This is a genomic window from Streptomyces sp. NPDC048002, from assembly GCF_040653275.1.
Taxonomy (GTDB): Bacteria; Actinomycetota; Actinomycetes; order Streptomycetales; family Streptomycetaceae; genus Streptomyces.
Genome location: NZ_JBEZNL010000039.1, coordinates 45,907 through 62,704, shown reverse-complemented (window position 1 = coordinate 62,704; position 16,798 = coordinate 45,907). Strand labels below are relative to the sequence as shown.

The window sequence follows — 16,798 nt, the reverse complement described above, 5'->3', positions numbered from 1 at the left end:
TCATGACCGCATCCCTGGCGCCCCCGCGCCCCCGACTACGGCATCCGCTGTCCCTGGCGCTCCTCGCGGCGGTGGCCGCCGGCGGAGTCGGCGTCCTGCTCGTCGTGGCCGCCGGTGCCACGCCCGGCGCGGCCTGGGCGGCCCTCGACGAGGGCATGTTCGGCTCCGCCTACTCCGTGGGCAGCTCCCTCAACTCCGCGGCCGTGCTGGCCCTGATCGCCACCGGGTTCACCGTCGCCCACCGGGCCGGCCTGGTGAACGTGGGCGGCGAGGGCCAGCTCTGCGCGGGCGGTCTGGCCGCCGCGGCGACCGGACTGGCGCTGCCCGCGCAGGTTCCCGCCGCCGTGGGCGTACCGCTGGTCCTGCTGGCGGGCTTCGCCGGCGGGGCCGCCTGGGCGTCGATCGCCGGAGTGCTCAGGACCCGGCGCGGCACCAGCGAGGTCATCACCACCCTCCTGCTCAACTTCGTCGGCGCGGGCCTGGTGTCGGTGGCGGTGCACGAGGAGGCCCTGCTGCGTCAGCCCGTGACCTCGTCGGAGACGCTCCCGCAGTCCGAGGCGCTGCCGTCCGGGGCCCAACTGCCGCTGATCCTCGGCGTGGAGTCTCCGGCGACGCTGATCGTGGTCCTGGCCGCGGTCGCCGTGGCGGTCACCGGGGTCGTGCTGCGGGGGACGGCGGTGGGGCTGAGGCTGAAGTCCGTCGGCCACTCCCCGGCCGCCTCCGCCCGGCTCGGGCTGCCCGTGGCCCGGCTCCAGGAGGGCGGCCTCGCGGTCGCCGGCGGTCTCGCGGGGCTGGCCGGCGCCTGCCTGGTCGCGACGGCGCCGTACGTGCTGGCGGAGCACTTCTCCTCCGGGTACGGCTTCTCCGGGCTGGTCGTGGGTCTGCTGGCGCGCGGCTCCCTGGTGGCGGTCGCGGCCGTCTCGCTGGGGCTCGGCTCCCTCACCAGCGGCGGCATCAACCTCCAGCTGGCGGCGGGTGTGCCCGCCTCCTCCGTACAGATCGTGCAGAGCGTCCTGGTGCTGCTCATCGCGGCCGTGATGCTGTGGAGCAACCGGCCCGACGGGAGCCGCTCATGAGCGCCGTGCTCGACGAACTCGCCGCGGGCGGAGTGCGCCTGGCGATCCCGCTGCTGCTGGCCTCGGCCGGTGAACTGCTCAGCGAGCGGGCGGGGGTACTGAACCTGTCGGTCGAGGGGATGATGCTGACCGGCGCCTTCGCGGGCGCGGCCGGGGCGCTCGCCTCGGGCAGCGCCCTGGTCGGCGTGGGCACCGCGCTCGCCGCAGGACTGCTGGTCGCCCTGGTCCAGGCGGTGCTCAGCGTCACGCTGCGCGCCGACCAGATCGTCACCGGCATCACCCTCAACGCCCTCGCGCTGGGCGGCACGACCTACGCGGCGCGCCTGCTCTTCGGCGACGGTCAGGCCGGCTCCGTGCCCGGTTTCGACCCGCTGCCCGTGCCGGTCCTGCACGAGATCCCGGTCGTCGGACCGGCCCTGTTCGAGATGAGCGCCCTCGGCTACGCGGCCTGCGCGCTGACGGTCGCCCTCGCCGTGGGATGCGGCCGGCGGACGTCCTGGGGACTCGCCGTCGACGCCGTGGGCGAGGACGCGCGCACCGCCGACCGCTGCGGGCTGCCGGTCCGGGCGATCCGCTACGCGACCGTGCTGGTGACCGGCGCCGCCGCGGGTCTGGCGGGCGCCCAGCTCGCCCTCTCCGAGGTGCACGCCTTCAGCGACAACATCACCGCCGGAATCGGCTACCTCGCCGTCGTCGCGGTGATCGCGGGCCGCTGGCGGGCCTGGCCGACCGTCGTCGCCTGTCTCTTCTTCGGGGTCGCGCAGGCCCTCCAGTTCGCCGCGCCCGCGCTCGGGCTGCACCTCTCCGCGCCGCTGCTGACGACGCTGCCGTATCTCTTCGCGCTGCTGGCCGTGAGCGGACTGGTCGGGCGCAGCCGGGCCCCGGCCGGGCTGACCCTGCCGTTCGCGCGCAGCGCCTGACACCGCCGCCCCCGCACCCCACGTACTGGAGACCCGCACCGATGACCCTGATCCTGACCCGTTCCGAGATCCACGGTCTGCTCGCCGACGCCACCGCCGAGGTGGCGGCCGCCGTGGCCGACGCCCACCGGGATCTGGCCCTGCGCCGGGCCGACCTGCCCGCGCCGCCTGCGATGGGCGTGCCCGGTTCGGACGGCGCCTTCCTGGCGATGGCGGCCGCCTCCGGTCCGGCCGGCCTCGCGGCCGTGAAGCTCCTCGCGGACCTGCCCGGCAACGCCGAACGCGGGCTGCCGGTGCAGCGGTCGGCGGTACTGGCGGTGTCGGCGGAGACGGGGGCGGTGGCCGCCGTCCTGGACGGCGCCGTGCTCACCCGGGTGCGTACGGCGGCGGCCACCGCGGTCGCCACCGAGGTCCTGGCGCGGCCCGGGGCCCGGGTCCTGGGCCTGCTCGGCACCGGCCCGCTGGCCCGCGCCCACGCCCGGGCGCTGCGCGCCACCAGGGACTGGGAGCGGGTGCTGGTGTGGGGGCGCAGGCCCGAGCGGGCGGCGGAGCTGGCCGCCTGGATCTCCGGCGAGCTCGGCCTGGACGCGGCCACCGGCGTCGACCCGCGGAGCGTCACCGAGGCGGCCGACGTCCTGTGCACGCTCACCCCCTCCCGTGAACCGCTGGTCAGGGGCGCCTGGCTGACGCCGGGTCAGCATGTGAACGCGGTCGGCGCGCCCCCGCGCCCCGACCACCGCGAGATCGACAGCGAGGGGATGGCCCGCTCCCGGATCGTCGTCGACTCCTTCGCCACCGCGCGCCGCAAGTCCGGCGAGGTGCTGATCCCGCTCGCCGAGGGCGTGCTGGGAGAGGACGACTTCCGTACCGAGCTGGGGGACGTGCTCACCGGCCGCGCCGCCGGCCGCTCCACGCGGGAGGAGATCACCCTCTTCGACTCCGTCGGGGTGGGGCTCCAGGACCTGGCGGTGGCGCGGCTGCTGATCGACCTGGCGGGCAAGGAGGGAGTGGGCACCCGGATCGACCTCACGGCCTGACCGGCCCCCCCCAACGGCCGTGTCCCGGCCCGAGTGTTCGGCGAGCGCGGGGTTCGTACAGTGACCTGCATGAACACGGCCCGCATCCAGGTGGTGCAACTGCTGGTCTCGCCCGCCCACCGGCTGGCCGGGCGCCCCGCGGACGGTCCCGGGCCCGAGGCGCCCGGGGAACTGGTGCCGCGGGCCGAGGTGCGCGAGGGGCTCGGGCTGGTCGGTGACCGCTACTTCGGGCAGCGGGCCCACCGGGACGCCTCGGTGACCCTGATGGCCGAGGAGAACCTGCCCGTCGGCATCGACCCGGCCGTGGACCTGCGGGGCACCCGCCGCAACGTCCTGCTCCGGGGTGTCGACATCGACGCCCTGGTCGGTGCGGTCGTCCGCATCGACTGCGGGTCGGGACCGGTGACCTTCGCCCTCAACCGCCCGGCCCGACCGTGCGCCTGGATGGACGTGACCATCGGCCCGGGGGCGCAGCGCGCGCTGCGCGGCAGGGGCGGGGTGCGGTGCACCCCGCTGTCGGACGGCGTGCTCGAAGTCGGCGAGGCGTCCTTCGACATCGTCAGGGGACCCTAGGGGTCCCGTGCCGGGCGTGCGCTCAGGACGCGGGCTCCGCGCCCGTGTAGAACGCGATCGTCGCGGCGGTGGTGGAGGCGGCGGTCCCGGCGTCGGCGCCCGAGGCGGCGTACGCGGCGCCCCACAGCTCACCGGACCGCGTCATGCACGCCTTGCCCTCGTCGGACATCGACCACTCCTCGGCCGCCTCCGGGCTGAACCCGCCGCCCGCGAGGTGCATGCCGAGCCCGAGCAGGGCCAGGTCCCAGCCGACACCGGTGGCGCCGGGCCCGTACTGGCCCCAGAACTCCTCCGGCACGACCGCCACGTGCTCCAGCTCCAGCACGGTGCTTTCCCCGCCCTCCGCGGTGAGGCGTACGGCGACCTCGCTGAAGCCGGGGTCCGGGCCGAACAGCCAGCTCACCCGGAGCAGTTCGGGCTCGTCGCACTGGAGGATCTCGCCCCCGGCGTTGCCCTGGAGCTGATAGCGTCCGCCGACCTTGAACTCCCCGGTGACCGGCAGGAACCAGCGGGCGATCCGCTCGGGGGAGGTCACCGCGTCCCACACGTCGGCGATCCCGGCGTCGTAGGACCGCCGCAGCAGCACCGTACGGGCGTCTCCCGCCGCCACCCGCCGGGTGCCGACCGCGCGGTGCAGCCGGTTGATCTCGTCGACGAAGTCAGTCATTGCGATCCTCTTCTTCCTGTTGCTCTTGCCGTCGCCGCTCGCGTCTGCCGCGCGCGAGTTCCGTTCCGAGCGCGTCGAGCCGCTGCTCCCAGAAGCCGCGGAACCGCTCCAGCCAGTCGTCCACCTCGCGCAGGGGCGCGGCGTCGACGGCGTACAACCGCCGGGTCCCCTCCGCCCGTACGGCGGCGAAGCCGTTGTCCCGCAGCACCTTCAGGTGCTGGGACACGGCCGGCTGCGAGATTCCGAACTCCTCGCTGATCACGGCGCTGATCTCGCCCGATGCCCGCTCGCCCGTGGCGAGCAGCTCCAATATCCGGCGCCTGACCGGATCTCCCAGTACGTCGAAGGCGTGCACGAGACCGACTATGCCACCCCGGCCTTATATAAGGCAACTCTTAAATAGTGGCTCTCAGGGATGTCCCACGATGCCGACGAACGGGGCCGCCCGGACCAGCTCGGGGGTGAATCCGGCCCGCTCGAAGGCGGCCGTCACCCTGGTCGCGATCTCCTCCAGGCGCTGTCCGGGCGGTTCGTAGCAGGTGTAGAGGGCGCCGCCGGGGGCCAGCAGGGACCGGGCGAGGGCGAGTTCGGCGTCGGCGGGCCCGGTCCAGAACAGATTGACGTCGACCGAGAAGATCTTGTCGAAGCGCTCGCCGGAGAGGCCGGCGGCGGCGAGGTCGGCCGCCGTGAACGCGGCCTGCACCACGCTCGCCCTGCCCTGCCGCAGGGGCTCGGCGTTGCGGCGCAGGGCGCGCGCCACGGCCGTCGGCGAACGGTCCAGGGCCGTGATCGTGCCGGTGTCGAGCAGGGGGCAGACCTGCGCGACGGCGGCCCCGCCGCCGCAGCCGATCTCCAGCAGCCGGTCGGCCGGGCCCACGGCGAGCAGGGCGACCGTCTGTCTGACGCGTTCCGGAACCGCTGCCATGGGTGTGCCCCGCCTTCTCGTCGTGGGTGCGTTCGCGACCCGCGTCGATGATGCGCACCGGGGCGGCCGGACGCGCCTTGGCCGTGCGGGGCATCCGGGTGACGCCGGCCGCGCGGATCCGGTGACCGACCGGTACGGGCGGCCCTCCGGGACCATGCTTCAGTTCCGGAGCCGGGCGTTGAGCCTGGCGGCCTGACGCGTGAGGTGGTCCCGCTCGGCGAGGTCGAGGGCCTGGTGGGCCGCCTCGGCGTACAGCCGTGCCGCCCGCGGCAGGTCGCCGTCCCGTTCGTGCAGATGGGCGGCGACCGCGGTGTACCGGGGCAGCGAGTCGTCCAGGGCGGAGAGCGCGGCGAGGCCCGCCCGGGGTCCGTCGGCCTCGCCCACGGCGACCGCGCGGTTCAGGCGCACGACCGGACTGTCGGTCAGCCGGGCCAGTTCGTCGTACCACTCCACGATCTGGACCCAGTCCGTCTCGGCCGCGGTCGGGGCGTCGGCGTGCAGGGCGGCGACGGCGGCCTGGGCCTGGAACTCGCCCAGCCGGTCGCGGGCCAGGGCCGCCTGGAGGATCGCCACGCCCTCGGCGATGAGGCGGGTGTCCCACCGGCCGCGGTCCTGTTCGGCGAGCGGCACCAGGCTGCCGTCGGGCGCGGTGCGGGCGGCGCGCCGGGCGTGGTGGAGCAGCATCAGGGCGAGCAGGCCCGCCACCTCGGGGTGGTCGATCGCCGCCGAGAGCCGCCGGGTGAGCCGGATGGCCTCGGCGGCGAGGTCGACATCGCCGGAGTAGCCCTCGTTGAAGACCAGGTAGAGCACGCGCAGCACGGTGGCGACGTCGCCCGGCCGGTCGAAGCGCACGTCGGAGACGGTGCGCTTGGCCCGGCTGATCCGCTGCGCCATGGTCGCCTCGGGCACCAGGTAGGCGCGGGCGATCTGCCGGGTGGTGAGTCCGCCGACGGCGCGCAGGGTGAGGGCGACCGCGGAGGCGGGGGTCAGGGAGGGGTGGGCGCACAGGAAGTACAGCTGGAGCGTGTCGTCGGTGCAGGGTGCCGGTCCGGCCGCCGGCTGTTCGTCGAGGAGGTCCTCGCGCCGGCGCCGGGCCGTGTCCGCCCGGGTCGCGTCGAGGAACTTGCGCCAGGCCGCCGTGACCAGCCAGCCCTTGGGGTCGCGCGGCGGATCCGCGGGCCACACCCGCAGCGCCCCGATCAGCGCCTCCTGTACGGCGTCCTCGGCCGCCGCGAAGTCTGCTCCGCGGCGGACGAGGACGCCGATCACGCCGGGCGTGAGGCTCCTCAGCAGGGCCTCATCCATGGCAGTCCAGGGTGGGGGTCGCGGCCAGGAAGGGGCGCACCTCCAGCCACTCGTGGATCGGCCGGCCGCCCGCGCCGGGGGCGGCGGACAGTTCCCCGGCCAGTTCGACGGCGCGCTCGTAGGTGTCGACGTCGATGATCATCCAGCCGGCGATGAGGTCCTTGGTCTCGGCGAAGGGTCCGTCGGTGACCGGGGGGCGGCCCTCGCCGTCGTAGCGGACCCAGGCCCCCTCGGGGGCGAGCGCCTGGCCGTCGACGTACTCGCCGCTCTTCTCCAGCCGCTCGGCGAAGTCCCGCATGTACTGGACGTGCGCCGAGATCTCCTCCGGGGTCCACTGGTCCATGGGGACGTCGTTGGCCGGGGCCGGGGCGCCGCGGTAGTGCTTCAGCAGCAGGTACTTGGCCATGATCGCTCCTCGGTACGCGTGCGGCCCATTGTGGTCGCGTTCACCCCGGGGACGGAGCCGGACCGGGGTTCTCGACATCACCGTACGGAGATTTCCGCACGAGTTTCCGTCGGCGCCCGATCGGGTTCCGGTTGATGTCTCAATGGGATACATGTCTCACCGGGCCTCATGTCCCATTGGGACATGACAGGTGTACCGTGGAGGACATGAAGGCAACGGAGCCCCCCGCACCGGAGGACCGCCGGCAGCGCAAGGCGCGGCAGACCCGTGACGCGCTCGCCACGGCCGCCCTGGACCTGATCCTGGAACGCGGCGCGGCGGCCACCACGGTCGAGGAGATCGCCGAACGCGCGGACGTCACCCGCCGCACCTTCAGCCGGCACTTCACCGGCAAGGAGGAAGCGGCCCTGGACTTCGTCCGCGGCGACGGCGACCGGATCAACGCCCTGCTGCGGGACCGCCCGGCCACGGAGCCGCCCCTGCTGGCCTACCGGCTGGCGGTACGCGCCTGGCTCGCCGACCGGGAGAACCCGGCCTGGCATCTGCGTCCGCGGATGCGCCGGCTGCTCGCCCTGCTGGACGGCGAGCCCGCTCTGTTCGCCGCCTACGAACGCATCCGGGTCGACGCCCAGGAGGAATCGATCCGGATCATCGCCGACCGGCTCGGCACCGACGACGTACGGGACCTGCGCCCGGCCGTCGTGGTCGACGCCGCCGCCGGCGTCCTCACCGCCGCGCTGCGCAACTGGGCGCGTCGCGGCGGTGACCCGGAATCGGGAGCCGCAGACCTCGCCGCACTGGTGGAGCAGGCCTACGACGCCCTCGTCTCGGAGGCCGCGACCGCGGCCTCGCACCGCACCACCGAAAGGTGAGCAGCACCATGAGCACCACTCCCCTCACCGACTACGCCACCGAGTTCGCCGGGCGCACCGCCCTGGTCACCGGTGCCGCCTCGGGCATCGGCCTGGCCACCGCCCGCCGGCTGGGCGCCGGGGGCGCCCACGTCGTCATCGCGGACTTCAACGAGGAGGGCGCGCGGAAGGCCGCCGCCGAAGTCGTCGCCGAGGGCCTGTCGGCCGCGGCCGTGGGCCTGGACGTCACCCGGCCCGAGTCGGTCGAGGCGGCCGTCCGGTTCGCCGTCGACACCTTCGGCGGCCTGGACCTGGCCGTGAACAACGCCGGCATCGGCGGCCCGAGCGCCCCGACCGGCGAGTACGACATCGCCGCCTACGACCGCGTCGTCCGCACCAACCTCGACGGCGTCTTCTACTCGATGCGCCACGAGCTGCCCGCCATCGAGGCCGGCGGCAGGGGCGGCGCGATCGTCAACGTCGCCTCCATCCTCGGCTCGGTCGGTTTCGCCGGCTCCCCCGCGTACGTCGCCGCCAAGCACGGCGTGGTGGGCCTGACCAAGGCGGCCGCCGCCGAGTACGCCGCCAAGGACATTCGCATCAACGCCGTGGGGCCCGGCTTCATCGAGACCCCGCTGCTCCAGGGCATGGACCAGGCAGCCTACGACGGACTCGTCGGCCTGCACCCGGCCGGCCGCCTCGGCCGCCCCGAGGAGGTCGCCGAACTGATCGTCTTCCTGCTCTCCGGGCGCGCCTCCTTCGTCCACGGCAGCTACCACCTCGTCGACGGCGCCTACACCGCCGTCTGAGTCCCCCCACGTTCCCCCTCGGACGAAGGAGTCCGGCCATGAAGGCACTTCAGTACCGCACCATCGGCGCACCCCCCGAGGTGGTCACCGTCCCCGATCCCGAACCGGGCCCGGGACAGGTTCTGTTGAAGGTCACCGCCGCGGGCGTCTGCCACTCCGACATCGCGGTGATGAGCTGGCCCGCCGAGGGCTTCCCCTACGCGCTGCCCCTCACCCTCGGCCATGAGGGCGTCGGCACGGTCGCCGCCCTGGGCGCGGGGGTCACCTCGGTACGCGAGGGCGACGCGGTCGCGGTGTACGGGCCCTGGGGCTGCGGCACCTGCGCCCCCTGCGCCGAGGGCAAGGAGAACTACTGCCTGCGCGCCCAGGAGTTGGGCATCAACCCGCCGGGGCTCGGCGCGCCCGGCTCGATGGCCGAGTACATGATCGTCGACGATCCGCGTCACCTGGTGCCGCTGGACGGGCTGGACCCGGTGGCCGCGGTCCCGCTGACCGACGCGGGGCTGACGCCGTACCACGCGATCAAGCGCTCGCTGCCGAAGCTGGTGCCGGGGTCGACCGCGGTGGTCATCGGCACGGGCGGGCTCGGGCATGTGGCGATCCAGTTGCTGCGCGCGCTGACGCCGGCCCGGGTCATCGCCCTGGACGTCAGCGAGGACAAGCTGCGGCTGGCGCGCGAGGTCGGCGCCCACGAGGCGGTGCTCTCCGACGAGCGCGCCGCGGGCGTGGTGCGCGAGCTGACCGGCGGAGTGGGCGCGCAGGCCGTGTTCGACTTCGTCGGGGCGCAGCCGACCGTCACCACGGCAGGCGCCGTCGCGGCCGTCGAGAGCGACGTCACGATCGTCGGCATCGGCGGCGGGGCGCTGCCCGTCGGCTTCGGTCACCTGCCCTTCGAGGTGTCGGTGACCGCGCCGTACTGGGGCAGCCGCAGCGAACTGGTGGAGGTGCTCGCGCTCGCCCGGTCCGGGGCGGTGTCGGTGCACACGGAGACGTTCTCCCTCGACGAGGCTCCGCTCGCCTACGAGCGGCTGCACTCCGGCAAGGTCAACGGGCGCGCGGTGATCCTTCCGAACGGCTGAGCTGGGCGTCAACTCGCCGCACGCGTACGGCAATTCAGACAGTTGGCACAGAAGTACACAGAGAGTGGGCGGATTCGGAGCGAAGTCGCCGTCGACCGTGCGAGACCGGTCGATGACAGTGTGTACTGTGCTGCGAGCGCCTCCTGAGGGGTCCTCGCGCCCACCCCTGCCCACTTCTCTGGATACCGATTCCATGATCGAACTACCGGACCTTGCCGTCGGCGGACTCGCCTTCGGCACACTGTCCGCGCTCGCCCTCGGCGGTGGGCTGCTCCGGTCACGGCGACAACGGGCCGCGCAGCGCGACGAGATCGCCGCGCTGCGCGCCCATCTCGACGGCGTGGTGCAGTCGTTCGCCGCCGAGATCGAGCACCTGGCGGCCCGGCGTCTCCCGGCCGCCGCCCGCCAGCTGACCCACCCGCACATCGTCGTGCCGGGCCCGCTCCAACTCCGCACCTCCGGCTCGTCACCCGGCGTGGCGATGGAGAACGTACTCAACCAACTGCGTGTCGAACTCACCGCGCAGCACCAGCGGATCGACGCGGCGGCCCAGGCCGGGATGCGCGGCGCGACCCGGGAGATCCAGGCCGCGCTCTACCGGCTCCAGGACGCACTGCGGGGACTGCAACAGCAGTACGACGACCCCGAGTTGGCGCAGACCCTGTACGAACTCGACCACGAGAACGAGCAGTCGCTGCGGCGCGCCCAGGTGGCCGCCGTGGTGTGCGGGGCCTGGGTGGGGCTGGCCCGCGAGGAGTCCCACCTGGTGGACGCGGTGACCGGCGGCCAGGCCCGGCTCGCGGGCTACCACCGGGTCCAGGTCAACAACCACCTCCAGCCGGGTAGCGCCCTCGTCTCGCACGCCGTCGAACCCGTCGCGATCATCGTCGCCGAGCTGCTGGACAACGCGCTCAGGCACTCCGCGCCGGACACCGACGTGGTGGTGAACCTGGAACACGTCCACCACGGCGTCTGCGTCACCGTCGACGACGCGGGCCTGGGCATGACACGGGACGAACGCGACCGCGCCCAGCGGACGGTGGCCGGTTCGGAGCCGATCCTGCTCACCGACCTCGGCGACCCGCCTCGCATGGGCCTCGCCGCGATCGGCCAGCTGACCCGGCAGTTCGACCTGTCCGTGGACCTCTCCTCGCCCTCCCCGTACGGCGGGGTCCGGGCGGTCCTGCGCGTCGACAGCCACCTGCTGACCCGCATCGACCCCGAGACCCGGCCGCCGGCCGCCAGCGCCCCGCGCCCCACACCCCGGGCCACCGCGGCACCGGCCCCCGCGCCGGCACCGGGACCGGCGCCCGCCCCCGCGCCCTCGAACGCGCACGCCTACGTCGCCGAACCCGACGACACCCCGGCCGCCTCGGGCCACCACGGCGCCCAGCCCGGCACGGACGGCCTGCCGCAGCGCCGGCGCCGCGCCCGGACGGCGGCCGCCTCGGCCGTACCCGAGCAACGCACGCCCGCCCGGCGGCCCGAGGAGTCGGCGGCCGCGCTCGGCGGTCTCCAGGCCGCCACCGCCGCGGCCCGCTCGGCGGCGGCCGAGGACCAGCCGGACGCCGACCACCGAGGCGACCGGGACGACCACGAACAAGGGGGAACGGCCCGATGACCGGCCGCGAAGCAGGAGACACGGCGTGGGTTCTGGACCCCATCCTCGAAGTGCCCCATGTGGTGGCCGCGGTGCTGCTCACCCGGGACGGGCTCGTCACCGGGTACACGGACGCCCTCAGCAGACCGTCCGCCGAGCGGGTGGCCGCCATCACCAGCACCGTACAGGGCGCCTGCCGGACCGCGGCCGCCGCGTTCGCCGACCGGGACCGGGCGGAGGTACGGCAGGTCGTCATCGAGTCCGACCACGGTTACGTCCTGATCGTGCCGACCGACCACGGCACCTGCGTGGCCGCGTACGGGGACGGCGAGACGCGGCTGGACCTGCTCGCCCACCGGGTGCACTCGCAGGTCGCCCGGCTCGGCGAGAAGGCGATGGCCGCGGCGCCCCGGGGAGGCGACTCAGGCGCGCCGGCATGACCGGACGACCGGGCGGCCGTCCGCTGGTCCCCGCGTATCTCTCGACCGGCGGCGTGGCCCGGTCCAGCCGGCCCCACCTGGAGCGGCTCTCGGTGCTCACCGGCAGCGGCGAACCCGTGCCGGCCGGACTGCCGGCCGCCGAACTCGCCCTGCTGGAGGCCCTGGACGGCGGCTCCCTGACCGTGGTGGAGGCCGCCGCGCATCTGCGGCTGCCGGTCTCCGCCGTGCGGGTGCTGGCCGGGACCCTGCTCGACCGGGACCTGATTCTCACCCGGGCCCCGGTCCCGGCCGCCGACCGCTTCGACCCCGACCTGCTGAAGAGAGTGGCCGATGGCCTTCGCGCCCTCAAGCACGACTGACGGCATCCACCTGCCCGACACCGCCCGCGAACTGGTGAAGATCCTCGTCGCGGGCCCGTTCGGGGTGGGCAAGACGACACTGATCGACTCCGTCTCGGAGATCCGGCCGCTGCACACCGAGGAACGGCTCAGCGAGGCGTCCGCCCCCGTGGACGACCTCGCCGGGATCCGCGAGAAGGCGACCACCACGGTCGCCATCGACTTCGGGCGGATCAGCCTGGCCGGCGGCGTCGTGCTCTACCTGTTCGGCACGCCGGGCCAGGAGCGGTTCCGCTCCCTGTGGGACGACATCGCCCACGGGGCGCTCGGGGCGCTGGTCCTCGTGGACAGCCGCCGGATCGACGCCTCCTTCGACGTGCTCGGTCTGGTCGAGGAGAGCGGCCTGCCCTACGCCGTCGCCTTCAACACCTTCCCGGACGCGCCGGACCACCACACCGCGGCCCAGTTGCGCGCCGCGCTGGACCTGGCCCCGGACACGCCGATGGTGACCTGCGACGCCCGGGACGCCGACTCCTCCGTCGACGCCCTCCTCGCCCTGGTCCAGCACCTGATCGACCGCCACCCCCCGGAGAACCGGTGACCACCCACCCCACCGCCCAGCAGACCTTCTCCCGCACGGCCCCCGTACGGCTGTGGGAGGACGGCTTCGCGCGGGACCCCCGTCGCTACTACGCGGACCTGCGCGAACAGGGCCCGGTCGGCTGGGCCGAACTGGCCCCGGGCGTCCCCGCGTACGTCGTCACCGAGCGGCGGGCCGCGCTGGACCTGCTGCGCGACACGGAGACGTTCTCGCACGACCCGCGGCCCTGGGAGTCGACGGTCGCCGACGACTCGCCGGTGCTCGGCATGATGCGGTGGCGGCCCAACACCCTGTTCGCCGACGGTGCCGCGCACGTCCGCTACCGGACCACGCTGATCGACGCCTTCGACCGGATCGAGCCGCACGACCTGCGGGCCCGGGTGCACCGCGCGGTACGGCTGCTGGCCGGCCGGTTCGGGCCGCGCGGCGAGGCCGATCTGGTGGGCGACTTCGCCCGGCCGCTGATGGCGCTGGTCTTCAACGACCTGTTCGGGCTGCCGGACAGCGCGAGCGACCGGCTGGACGCGGCCCTGGGCCGGATGATGGAGGGCGGCGCGGAAGCCGCCCGCGGCGAGGCCGAGTTCGGCGGCTACGTACTGGAGCTGATCGCCGCCAAGGCCGAACAGCGCGGCGAGGACCTGCCGAGCTGGCTGCTGGACCACCCGGCCGGCCTCACCGCGGAGGAGGTCACCTGGCAGGTGTTCCTCACCCTAGGCGCGGGCCACGAGCCGACCGCGAACCTGGTCTCCAACGCGCTCTCCCGGATCCTCGGCAACCCCTCCTACTACTCCACCCTGACCAGCGGGGCGCGCCCGGTGACGGACGCGGTCGTGGAAGTGCTGCACCACGAGACCCCGCTCGCGAACTACGGAATCCACTACGCCCGTCGGCCGGTGACCTTCCACGGGGCGTGGATCAGGGCCGCGGTCCCGGTGGTGGTCTCCTACGGGGCGCTCGCGCAGACCGCGGAGGAGGACGGCGGCCACCCGCGTCCCCGTGACGCCTCCCACCTGTCCTGGTCGGCGGGCCCGCACGCCTGCCCGGTCAAGCAGCACACCCTGCTCATCGCCACCGAGGCGATCGAACGGCTCACCCAGTGGCTGCCCGACCTCGAACCCGTGCTGCCGCGTGAGCGCCTGACCTGGCGGCCGGGTCCGTTCCACCGTTCGCTGACCTCCCTGCCCGTGCGGTTCAGCCCCCGCTCCCCCGATCTGCCTGGAGGCCCGTCGTGACCGTCACCGACCGCACCGAACGCTTCGCCCTCGACCCGTTCGGATCCGACATCGCCGCCGAGTCCGCGCGGCTGCGCGCCCTCGGCCCCGTCGTCCCCGTCGACCTGCCCGGCGGGATCCCGGCCTGGGCGCCGACCGGACACGGCACCCTCAAGCAGCTGATCCTCGACCCGCGGGTCAGCAAGGACCCCCGCAAGCACTGGCGGCTGTGGCCGGAGGTCGCCGAACACCCCTCCTGGGGCTGGATCCTCGGCTGGGTCGGCGTGGTCAACATGCTCTCCACCTACGGCCCCGACCACACCCGGCTGCGCAAGCTCGTGGCGCCCAGCTTCACCCAGCGGCGCACCGAGGCGATGCGGCCCCGGGTGGAGGCCATCACCGCGGAGCTGCTCGACGCGCTGGCGAAGTCCGGGGACGGCCCGGTGGACGTCAAGGCGGCCCTCGCCCATCCCCTTCCGCTGCGGTTCGTCTGCGAGCTGTTCGGGGTGCCCGACGACCTGGTCGCCGACACCACCGCGCTGATCGCGGCCATCATGGACACCTCGGACCCCTCCCCCGAGCACGCCGCGTCCGTCCAGCGGCAGATCGGCACGGTGCTGCCCGCGCTGATCGCCCACCGCACCGAGCACCCCGGGGACGACCTCACGACCGAGCTGATCCGGGTGCGGGACGCGGACGGCGACCGGCTCAGCGGCGAGGAGCTGCTGTACACCCTGCTGCTGGTGATCGGCGCGGGCTTCGAGACGACGGTGAACCTGATCGGCAACGCGGTGGTCGCCCTGCTGCGCCGTCCCGAGCAGCTGGCGGCGGTCCGGTCCGGGGAGATCGGCTGGGACGCGGTCGTCGACGAGACCCTGCGCGCGCACCCGTCCATCGCCGCGCTGCCGCTGCGGTTCGCGGTCACCGACATCGAGATCGCGGGCGTCACGATCCCGGCGGGCGACGCGATCATCACGACGTACGCCGCCGCGAACCTGGACCCCGAGCACTACGGTCCGGACGCGGACACCTTCGACGCCACGCGCGGCGCGGACGACCACCTGGCGTTCGGGATCGGCGTGCACCGCTGCATCGGGGCCCCGCTGGCCCGGGTCGAGGCGCTGACCGCCCTGCCCGCGCTGTTCGACCGGTTCCCGGGGCTGCGGCTCGCCGTCGACGCGGACGAACTGCGTCAGGTGCCGTCGTTCATCGCCTTCGGCTGGCGGGAGATCCCGGTGCTGCTCGGCGAGTGACGCCGCGAACGGGCGCGAGGGCCGACCGGTCCCCCGTTCCGGTCGCACCCTCGCCGCTCGTCGAACCTACGGGGCGGGCAAGGTGCTTGTGAACCGTGTTGATGCCCGCTGCCGGGGTGACGGCACTCACCTGTGCACAGGTGAGTCCGGTTCGCCCCGCTCCGTCCCGCGCAGCGCGGGCGGGTCGAGGACACCGGCCGCCAGATGGGCGAGCACGACCTCGTACAGGTCGCCGCCGCCGGCCAGGAGCTGCCGTTCCAGCACCGGTTCCGCCGCCCGCACGTGGTCGCGCACGGTCTGCGCGTGGACGCCCAGGCTCTGCGCGGCGCGTTCGGCGTTGCCGCCGGCGGCGATCCAGGTGCGCAGGGTGCGGCGCAGGTCGCGGCCGTCGGCGTCCAGCCGGGCCAGCAGGTCCCGCGCCCAGGAGCGCAGCGCCGGGCCGCCGAGCAGCTCGCCCGGTTCCCCGGCCTGGCCGCTCCGGCCGGCCGGCGGCCGCTTGGACCGCTCCGGGCTCTCCTGGGCGTTGAGCGCCAGGTGGACGACGGCACGGGCGGCGAGGTCGGAGAAGTCCGCGCCCAGCAGTCCCTCCACGCGTTCCATCCGGGCCCGTACGGTGTTGCGGCTCACGCCCAGGACCTTCGCCGCGCTGACCGCGGTGAACTCCAGGCCCAGCCGGGTGGTGGCCAGGAGTTCGGCGCGGACGTGATGGGGCAGCCGGTCCAGCGGACGCAGCAGTCCGGCCGTCCAGCGGTGCAGCGCGGCGGGGTCGATGAGCCGCTCGGGGTGGGTCCGCTCGGCGTAGACCGCCGCCCGGTCCGACCGGAAGTGCGCGACGGCCAGGGCGCTGACGGCCTGCGCGTAGGCGGTGGCGGTGTGGGCCAGGCTCTGGCGGGCGCTGCCGCCGAGGTAGACCCGCGGGCGCGGGCCGACCAGGGAGCGCAGGGCGCCGGCCACCGCCTCCCGGGGTGTCACGACGATCACATGTTCGTCCTTGGCCGGGCAGCGCACCACCAGCGCCTGCTCCCGGGTCACGTCCCGGCACTCCTCGGCGAGGCCGTCGCGTTCCTCGGGCCGGCTCTCCACGACGTAGACACTGGCCGTGTCGGTGTCCAGCAGTCCGGGCCACAGACCGGCGGCGACCCGCCGCGCGGAGACGGTGTCCTCGACCATCAGCAGTTGCAGGATGGCGAGCCGCAGGTCGGAGGTGGCCCGTTCCAGACGGTCTCCGGCGACGGTCGACTCCTGTGCCCTGAGCAGCAGTTCGAGGATCTGGACGGTCCGGGCGACGATGTCGGAGGCGCGCCGGTCGAAGGGCTCCGGGCGGGAGACGGTCAGCACGGCCACCGGTGCCGCCACCCGGGCCAGCCGCAGATGGCGGCCCTGGCCCTCCCACGCGGCCGAGGCGATCCGGCCGGCGACGATGTCCCCGACGAGATGCTCGAACGGCCCGTTGTCCAGGGCGGTTCCGGCGAGGACGGTGCCGGTGCCGTCGTGCAGGCACGCCGTGCCGTCCACCGCGTCCGCGAGCCAGGACACGACCTGCCGCACGCTCTGTCCGCCGGGCCGCAGCAGCTCCAGCAACTCCCGCTCCCACGCCCCCTCGTCGGCGCTCCGCCCCTCTCGGCCAGCCACGATCGGCCTTCCCTCGTCCTTCGTCCCGCTTGTCGACTTATCGCTCGGGACGTTACCGCACGCGGCCCGGACCGG

At 74.4% G+C, this 16,798-nt stretch carries 19 protein-coding genes; 13 read left to right on the top strand and 6 right to left on the bottom strand.

What is annotated here, in order from left to right; all coding sequences use genetic code 11:
• Positions 1-2 precede the first annotated feature (2 nt).
• From AB0E07_RS32685 to AB0E07_RS32670, 4 genes are all read left to right on the top strand, one after another.
• Entirely contained in the window at positions 3-1,076 is a 1,074-nt protein-coding gene (locus tag AB0E07_RS32685) for an ABC transporter permease (protein WP_362260235.1), read from the top strand.
• On the top strand, positions 1,073-1,996 hold the full coding sequence (locus AB0E07_RS32680; RefSeq protein ID WP_362260233.1) for an ABC transporter permease: 924 nt from the start codon (positions 1,073-1,075) through the stop codon (positions 1,994-1,996). The genes AB0E07_RS32685 and AB0E07_RS32680 overlap by 4 nt, the downstream gene beginning before the upstream one ends.
• 41 nt (positions 1,997-2,037) lie before the next feature.
• Positions 2,038-3,033 (top strand): ornithine cyclodeaminase family protein, encoded by a 996-nt coding sequence (locus AB0E07_RS32675; RefSeq protein WP_362260231.1) that lies wholly within the window; start codon positions 2,038-2,040, stop codon positions 3,031-3,033.
• Between the two features lie 69 nt (positions 3,034-3,102).
• The gene (locus tag AB0E07_RS32670; RefSeq protein WP_362260229.1) at positions 3,103-3,606 is read left to right on the top strand and encodes a molybdenum cofactor biosysynthesis protein; all 504 of its coding nucleotides are present in this window, start codon (positions 3,103-3,105) and stop codon (positions 3,604-3,606) included.
• Positions 3,607-3,628: 22 nt separating this feature from the next.
• On the opposite strand, the gene AB0E07_RS32665 is transcribed toward AB0E07_RS32670, so the two are convergent.
• The 5 genes from AB0E07_RS32665 to AB0E07_RS32645 form a co-directional block, all read right to left on the bottom strand.
• The gene (locus tag AB0E07_RS32665) at positions 3,629-4,273 is read right to left on the bottom strand and encodes an SRPBCC family protein (RefSeq protein WP_362260227.1); all 645 of its coding nucleotides are present in this window, start codon (positions 4,271-4,273) and stop codon (positions 3,629-3,631) included.
• The gene (locus tag AB0E07_RS32660) at positions 4,266-4,628 is read right to left on the bottom strand and encodes a metalloregulator ArsR/SmtB family transcription factor (RefSeq protein WP_362260225.1); all 363 of its coding nucleotides are present in this window, start codon (positions 4,626-4,628) and stop codon (positions 4,266-4,268) included. The genes AB0E07_RS32665 and AB0E07_RS32660 overlap by 8 nt, the downstream gene beginning before the upstream one ends.
• 54 nt (positions 4,629-4,682) lie before the next feature.
• Positions 4,683-5,198 carry a class I SAM-dependent methyltransferase gene (locus AB0E07_RS32655; protein ID WP_362260223.1) on the bottom strand — a complete coding sequence of 172 codons (516 nt, stop codon included), beginning with the start codon at positions 5,196-5,198 and terminating at the stop codon, positions 4,683-4,685.
• A 159-nt stretch (positions 5,199-5,357) separates the two neighbouring features.
• Entirely contained in the window at positions 5,358-6,503 is a 1,146-nt protein-coding gene (locus tag AB0E07_RS32650) for a DUF6596 domain-containing protein (protein ID WP_362260221.1), read from the bottom strand.
• Positions 6,496-6,909 (bottom strand): YciI family protein, encoded by a 414-nt coding sequence (locus AB0E07_RS32645; protein ID WP_362260219.1) that lies wholly within the window; start codon positions 6,907-6,909, stop codon positions 6,496-6,498. Before AB0E07_RS32645 ends, AB0E07_RS32650 begins: the two co-directional genes overlap by 8 nt.
• Before the next feature lie 206 nt (positions 6,910-7,115).
• Here AB0E07_RS32645 and AB0E07_RS32640 point away from each other — a divergent pair, with 206 nt between their 5' ends.
• From AB0E07_RS32640 to AB0E07_RS32600, 9 genes are all read left to right on the top strand, one after another.
• Positions 7,116-7,781 (top strand): helix-turn-helix domain-containing protein, encoded by a 666-nt coding sequence (locus AB0E07_RS32640; protein ID WP_362260217.1) that lies wholly within the window; start codon positions 7,116-7,118, stop codon positions 7,779-7,781.
• A gap of 8 nt (positions 7,782-7,789) precedes the next feature.
• Positions 7,790-8,569: an SDR family NAD(P)-dependent oxidoreductase gene (locus tag AB0E07_RS32635; protein WP_362260215.1), complete on the top strand. Its 780-nt coding sequence runs from the start codon at positions 7,790-7,792 to the stop codon at positions 8,567-8,569.
• 38 nt (positions 8,570-8,607) lie between these two features.
• On the top strand, positions 8,608-9,648 hold the full coding sequence (locus AB0E07_RS32630) for an NAD(P)-dependent alcohol dehydrogenase (protein WP_362260213.1): 1,041 nt from the start codon (positions 8,608-8,610) through the stop codon (positions 9,646-9,648).
• 193 nt (positions 9,649-9,841) lie between these two features.
• Positions 9,842-11,269 carry an ATP-binding protein gene (locus AB0E07_RS32625; protein WP_362260211.1) on the top strand — a complete coding sequence of 476 codons (1,428 nt, stop codon included), beginning with the start codon at positions 9,842-9,844 and terminating at the stop codon, positions 11,267-11,269.
• On the top strand, positions 11,266-11,688 hold the full coding sequence (locus AB0E07_RS32620) for a roadblock/LC7 domain-containing protein (RefSeq protein WP_351931119.1): 423 nt from the start codon (positions 11,266-11,268) through the stop codon (positions 11,686-11,688). The genes AB0E07_RS32625 and AB0E07_RS32620 overlap by 4 nt, the downstream gene beginning before the upstream one ends.
• Complete coding sequence (locus AB0E07_RS32615; protein ID WP_362260208.1) at positions 11,685-12,047, top strand: DUF742 domain-containing protein; 363 nt, start codon at positions 11,685-11,687, stop codon at positions 12,045-12,047. Before AB0E07_RS32620 ends, AB0E07_RS32615 begins: the two co-directional genes overlap by 4 nt.
• Positions 12,019-12,627 (top strand): ATP/GTP-binding protein, encoded by a 609-nt coding sequence (locus AB0E07_RS32610; RefSeq protein ID WP_362260206.1) that lies wholly within the window; start codon positions 12,019-12,021, stop codon positions 12,625-12,627. The genes AB0E07_RS32615 and AB0E07_RS32610 overlap by 29 nt, the downstream gene beginning before the upstream one ends.
• Complete coding sequence (locus tag AB0E07_RS32605; protein WP_362260204.1) at positions 12,624-13,859, top strand: cytochrome P450; 1,236 nt, start codon at positions 12,624-12,626, stop codon at positions 13,857-13,859. The genes AB0E07_RS32610 and AB0E07_RS32605 overlap by 4 nt, the downstream gene beginning before the upstream one ends.
• Positions 13,856-15,091: a cytochrome P450 gene (locus tag AB0E07_RS32600; protein ID WP_362260202.1), complete on the top strand. Its 1,236-nt coding sequence runs from the start codon at positions 13,856-13,858 to the stop codon at positions 15,089-15,091. The genes AB0E07_RS32605 and AB0E07_RS32600 overlap by 4 nt, the downstream gene beginning before the upstream one ends.
• 126 nt (positions 15,092-15,217) lie before the next feature.
• Here AB0E07_RS32600 and AB0E07_RS32595 read toward each other — a convergent pair whose 3' ends face one another.
• Positions 15,218-16,723, bottom strand: coding sequence for a helix-turn-helix domain-containing protein (locus tag AB0E07_RS32595; RefSeq protein WP_362260200.1), 1,506 nt, complete (start codon positions 16,721-16,723; stop codon positions 15,218-15,220).
• Between the last annotated feature and the right edge of the window lie 75 nt (positions 16,724-16,798).

Bases quoted from the DNA above. Each gene is read 5' to 3' on its own strand.
- AB0E07_RS32655 (WP_362260223.1), bottom strand. From the start codon at position 5,198: ATGGCAGCGGTTCCGGAACGCGTCAGACAGACGGTCGCCCTGCTCGCC.
- AB0E07_RS32620 (WP_351931119.1), top strand. From the start codon at position 11,266: ATGACCGGCCGCGAAGCAGGAGACACGGCGTGGGTTCTGGACCCCATC.
- AB0E07_RS32665 (WP_362260227.1), bottom strand. From the start codon at position 4,273: ATGACTGACTTCGTCGACGAGATCAACCGGCTGCACCGCGCGGTCGGC.
- AB0E07_RS32615 (WP_362260208.1), top strand. From the start codon at position 11,685: ATGACCGGACGACCGGGCGGCCGTCCGCTGGTCCCCGCGTATCTCTCG.
- AB0E07_RS32640 (WP_362260217.1), top strand. From the start codon at position 7,116: ATGAAGGCAACGGAGCCCCCCGCACCGGAGGACCGCCGGCAGCGCAAG.
- AB0E07_RS32610 (WP_362260206.1), top strand. From the start codon at position 12,019: ATGGCCTTCGCGCCCTCAAGCACGACTGACGGCATCCACCTGCCCGAC.
- AB0E07_RS32680 (WP_362260233.1), top strand. From the start codon at position 1,073: ATGAGCGCCGTGCTCGACGAACTCGCCGCGGGCGGAGTGCGCCTGGCG.
- AB0E07_RS32630 (WP_362260213.1), top strand. From the start codon at position 8,608: ATGAAGGCACTTCAGTACCGCACCATCGGCGCACCCCCCGAGGTGGTC.
- AB0E07_RS32685 (WP_362260235.1), top strand. From the start codon at position 3: ATGACCGCATCCCTGGCGCCCCCGCGCCCCCGACTACGGCATCCGCTG.
- AB0E07_RS32625 (WP_362260211.1), top strand. From the start codon at position 9,842: ATGATCGAACTACCGGACCTTGCCGTCGGCGGACTCGCCTTCGGCACA.
- AB0E07_RS32645 (WP_362260219.1), bottom strand. From the start codon at position 6,909: ATGGCCAAGTACCTGCTGCTGAAGCACTACCGCGGCGCCCCGGCCCCG.
- AB0E07_RS32650 (WP_362260221.1), bottom strand. From the start codon at position 6,503: ATGGATGAGGCCCTGCTGAGGAGCCTCACGCCCGGCGTGATCGGCGTC.
- AB0E07_RS32670 (WP_362260229.1), top strand. From the start codon at position 3,103: ATGAACACGGCCCGCATCCAGGTGGTGCAACTGCTGGTCTCGCCCGCC.
- AB0E07_RS32675 (WP_362260231.1), top strand. From the start codon at position 2,038: ATGACCCTGATCCTGACCCGTTCCGAGATCCACGGTCTGCTCGCCGAC.
- AB0E07_RS32635 (WP_362260215.1), top strand. From the start codon at position 7,790: ATGAGCACCACTCCCCTCACCGACTACGCCACCGAGTTCGCCGGGCGC.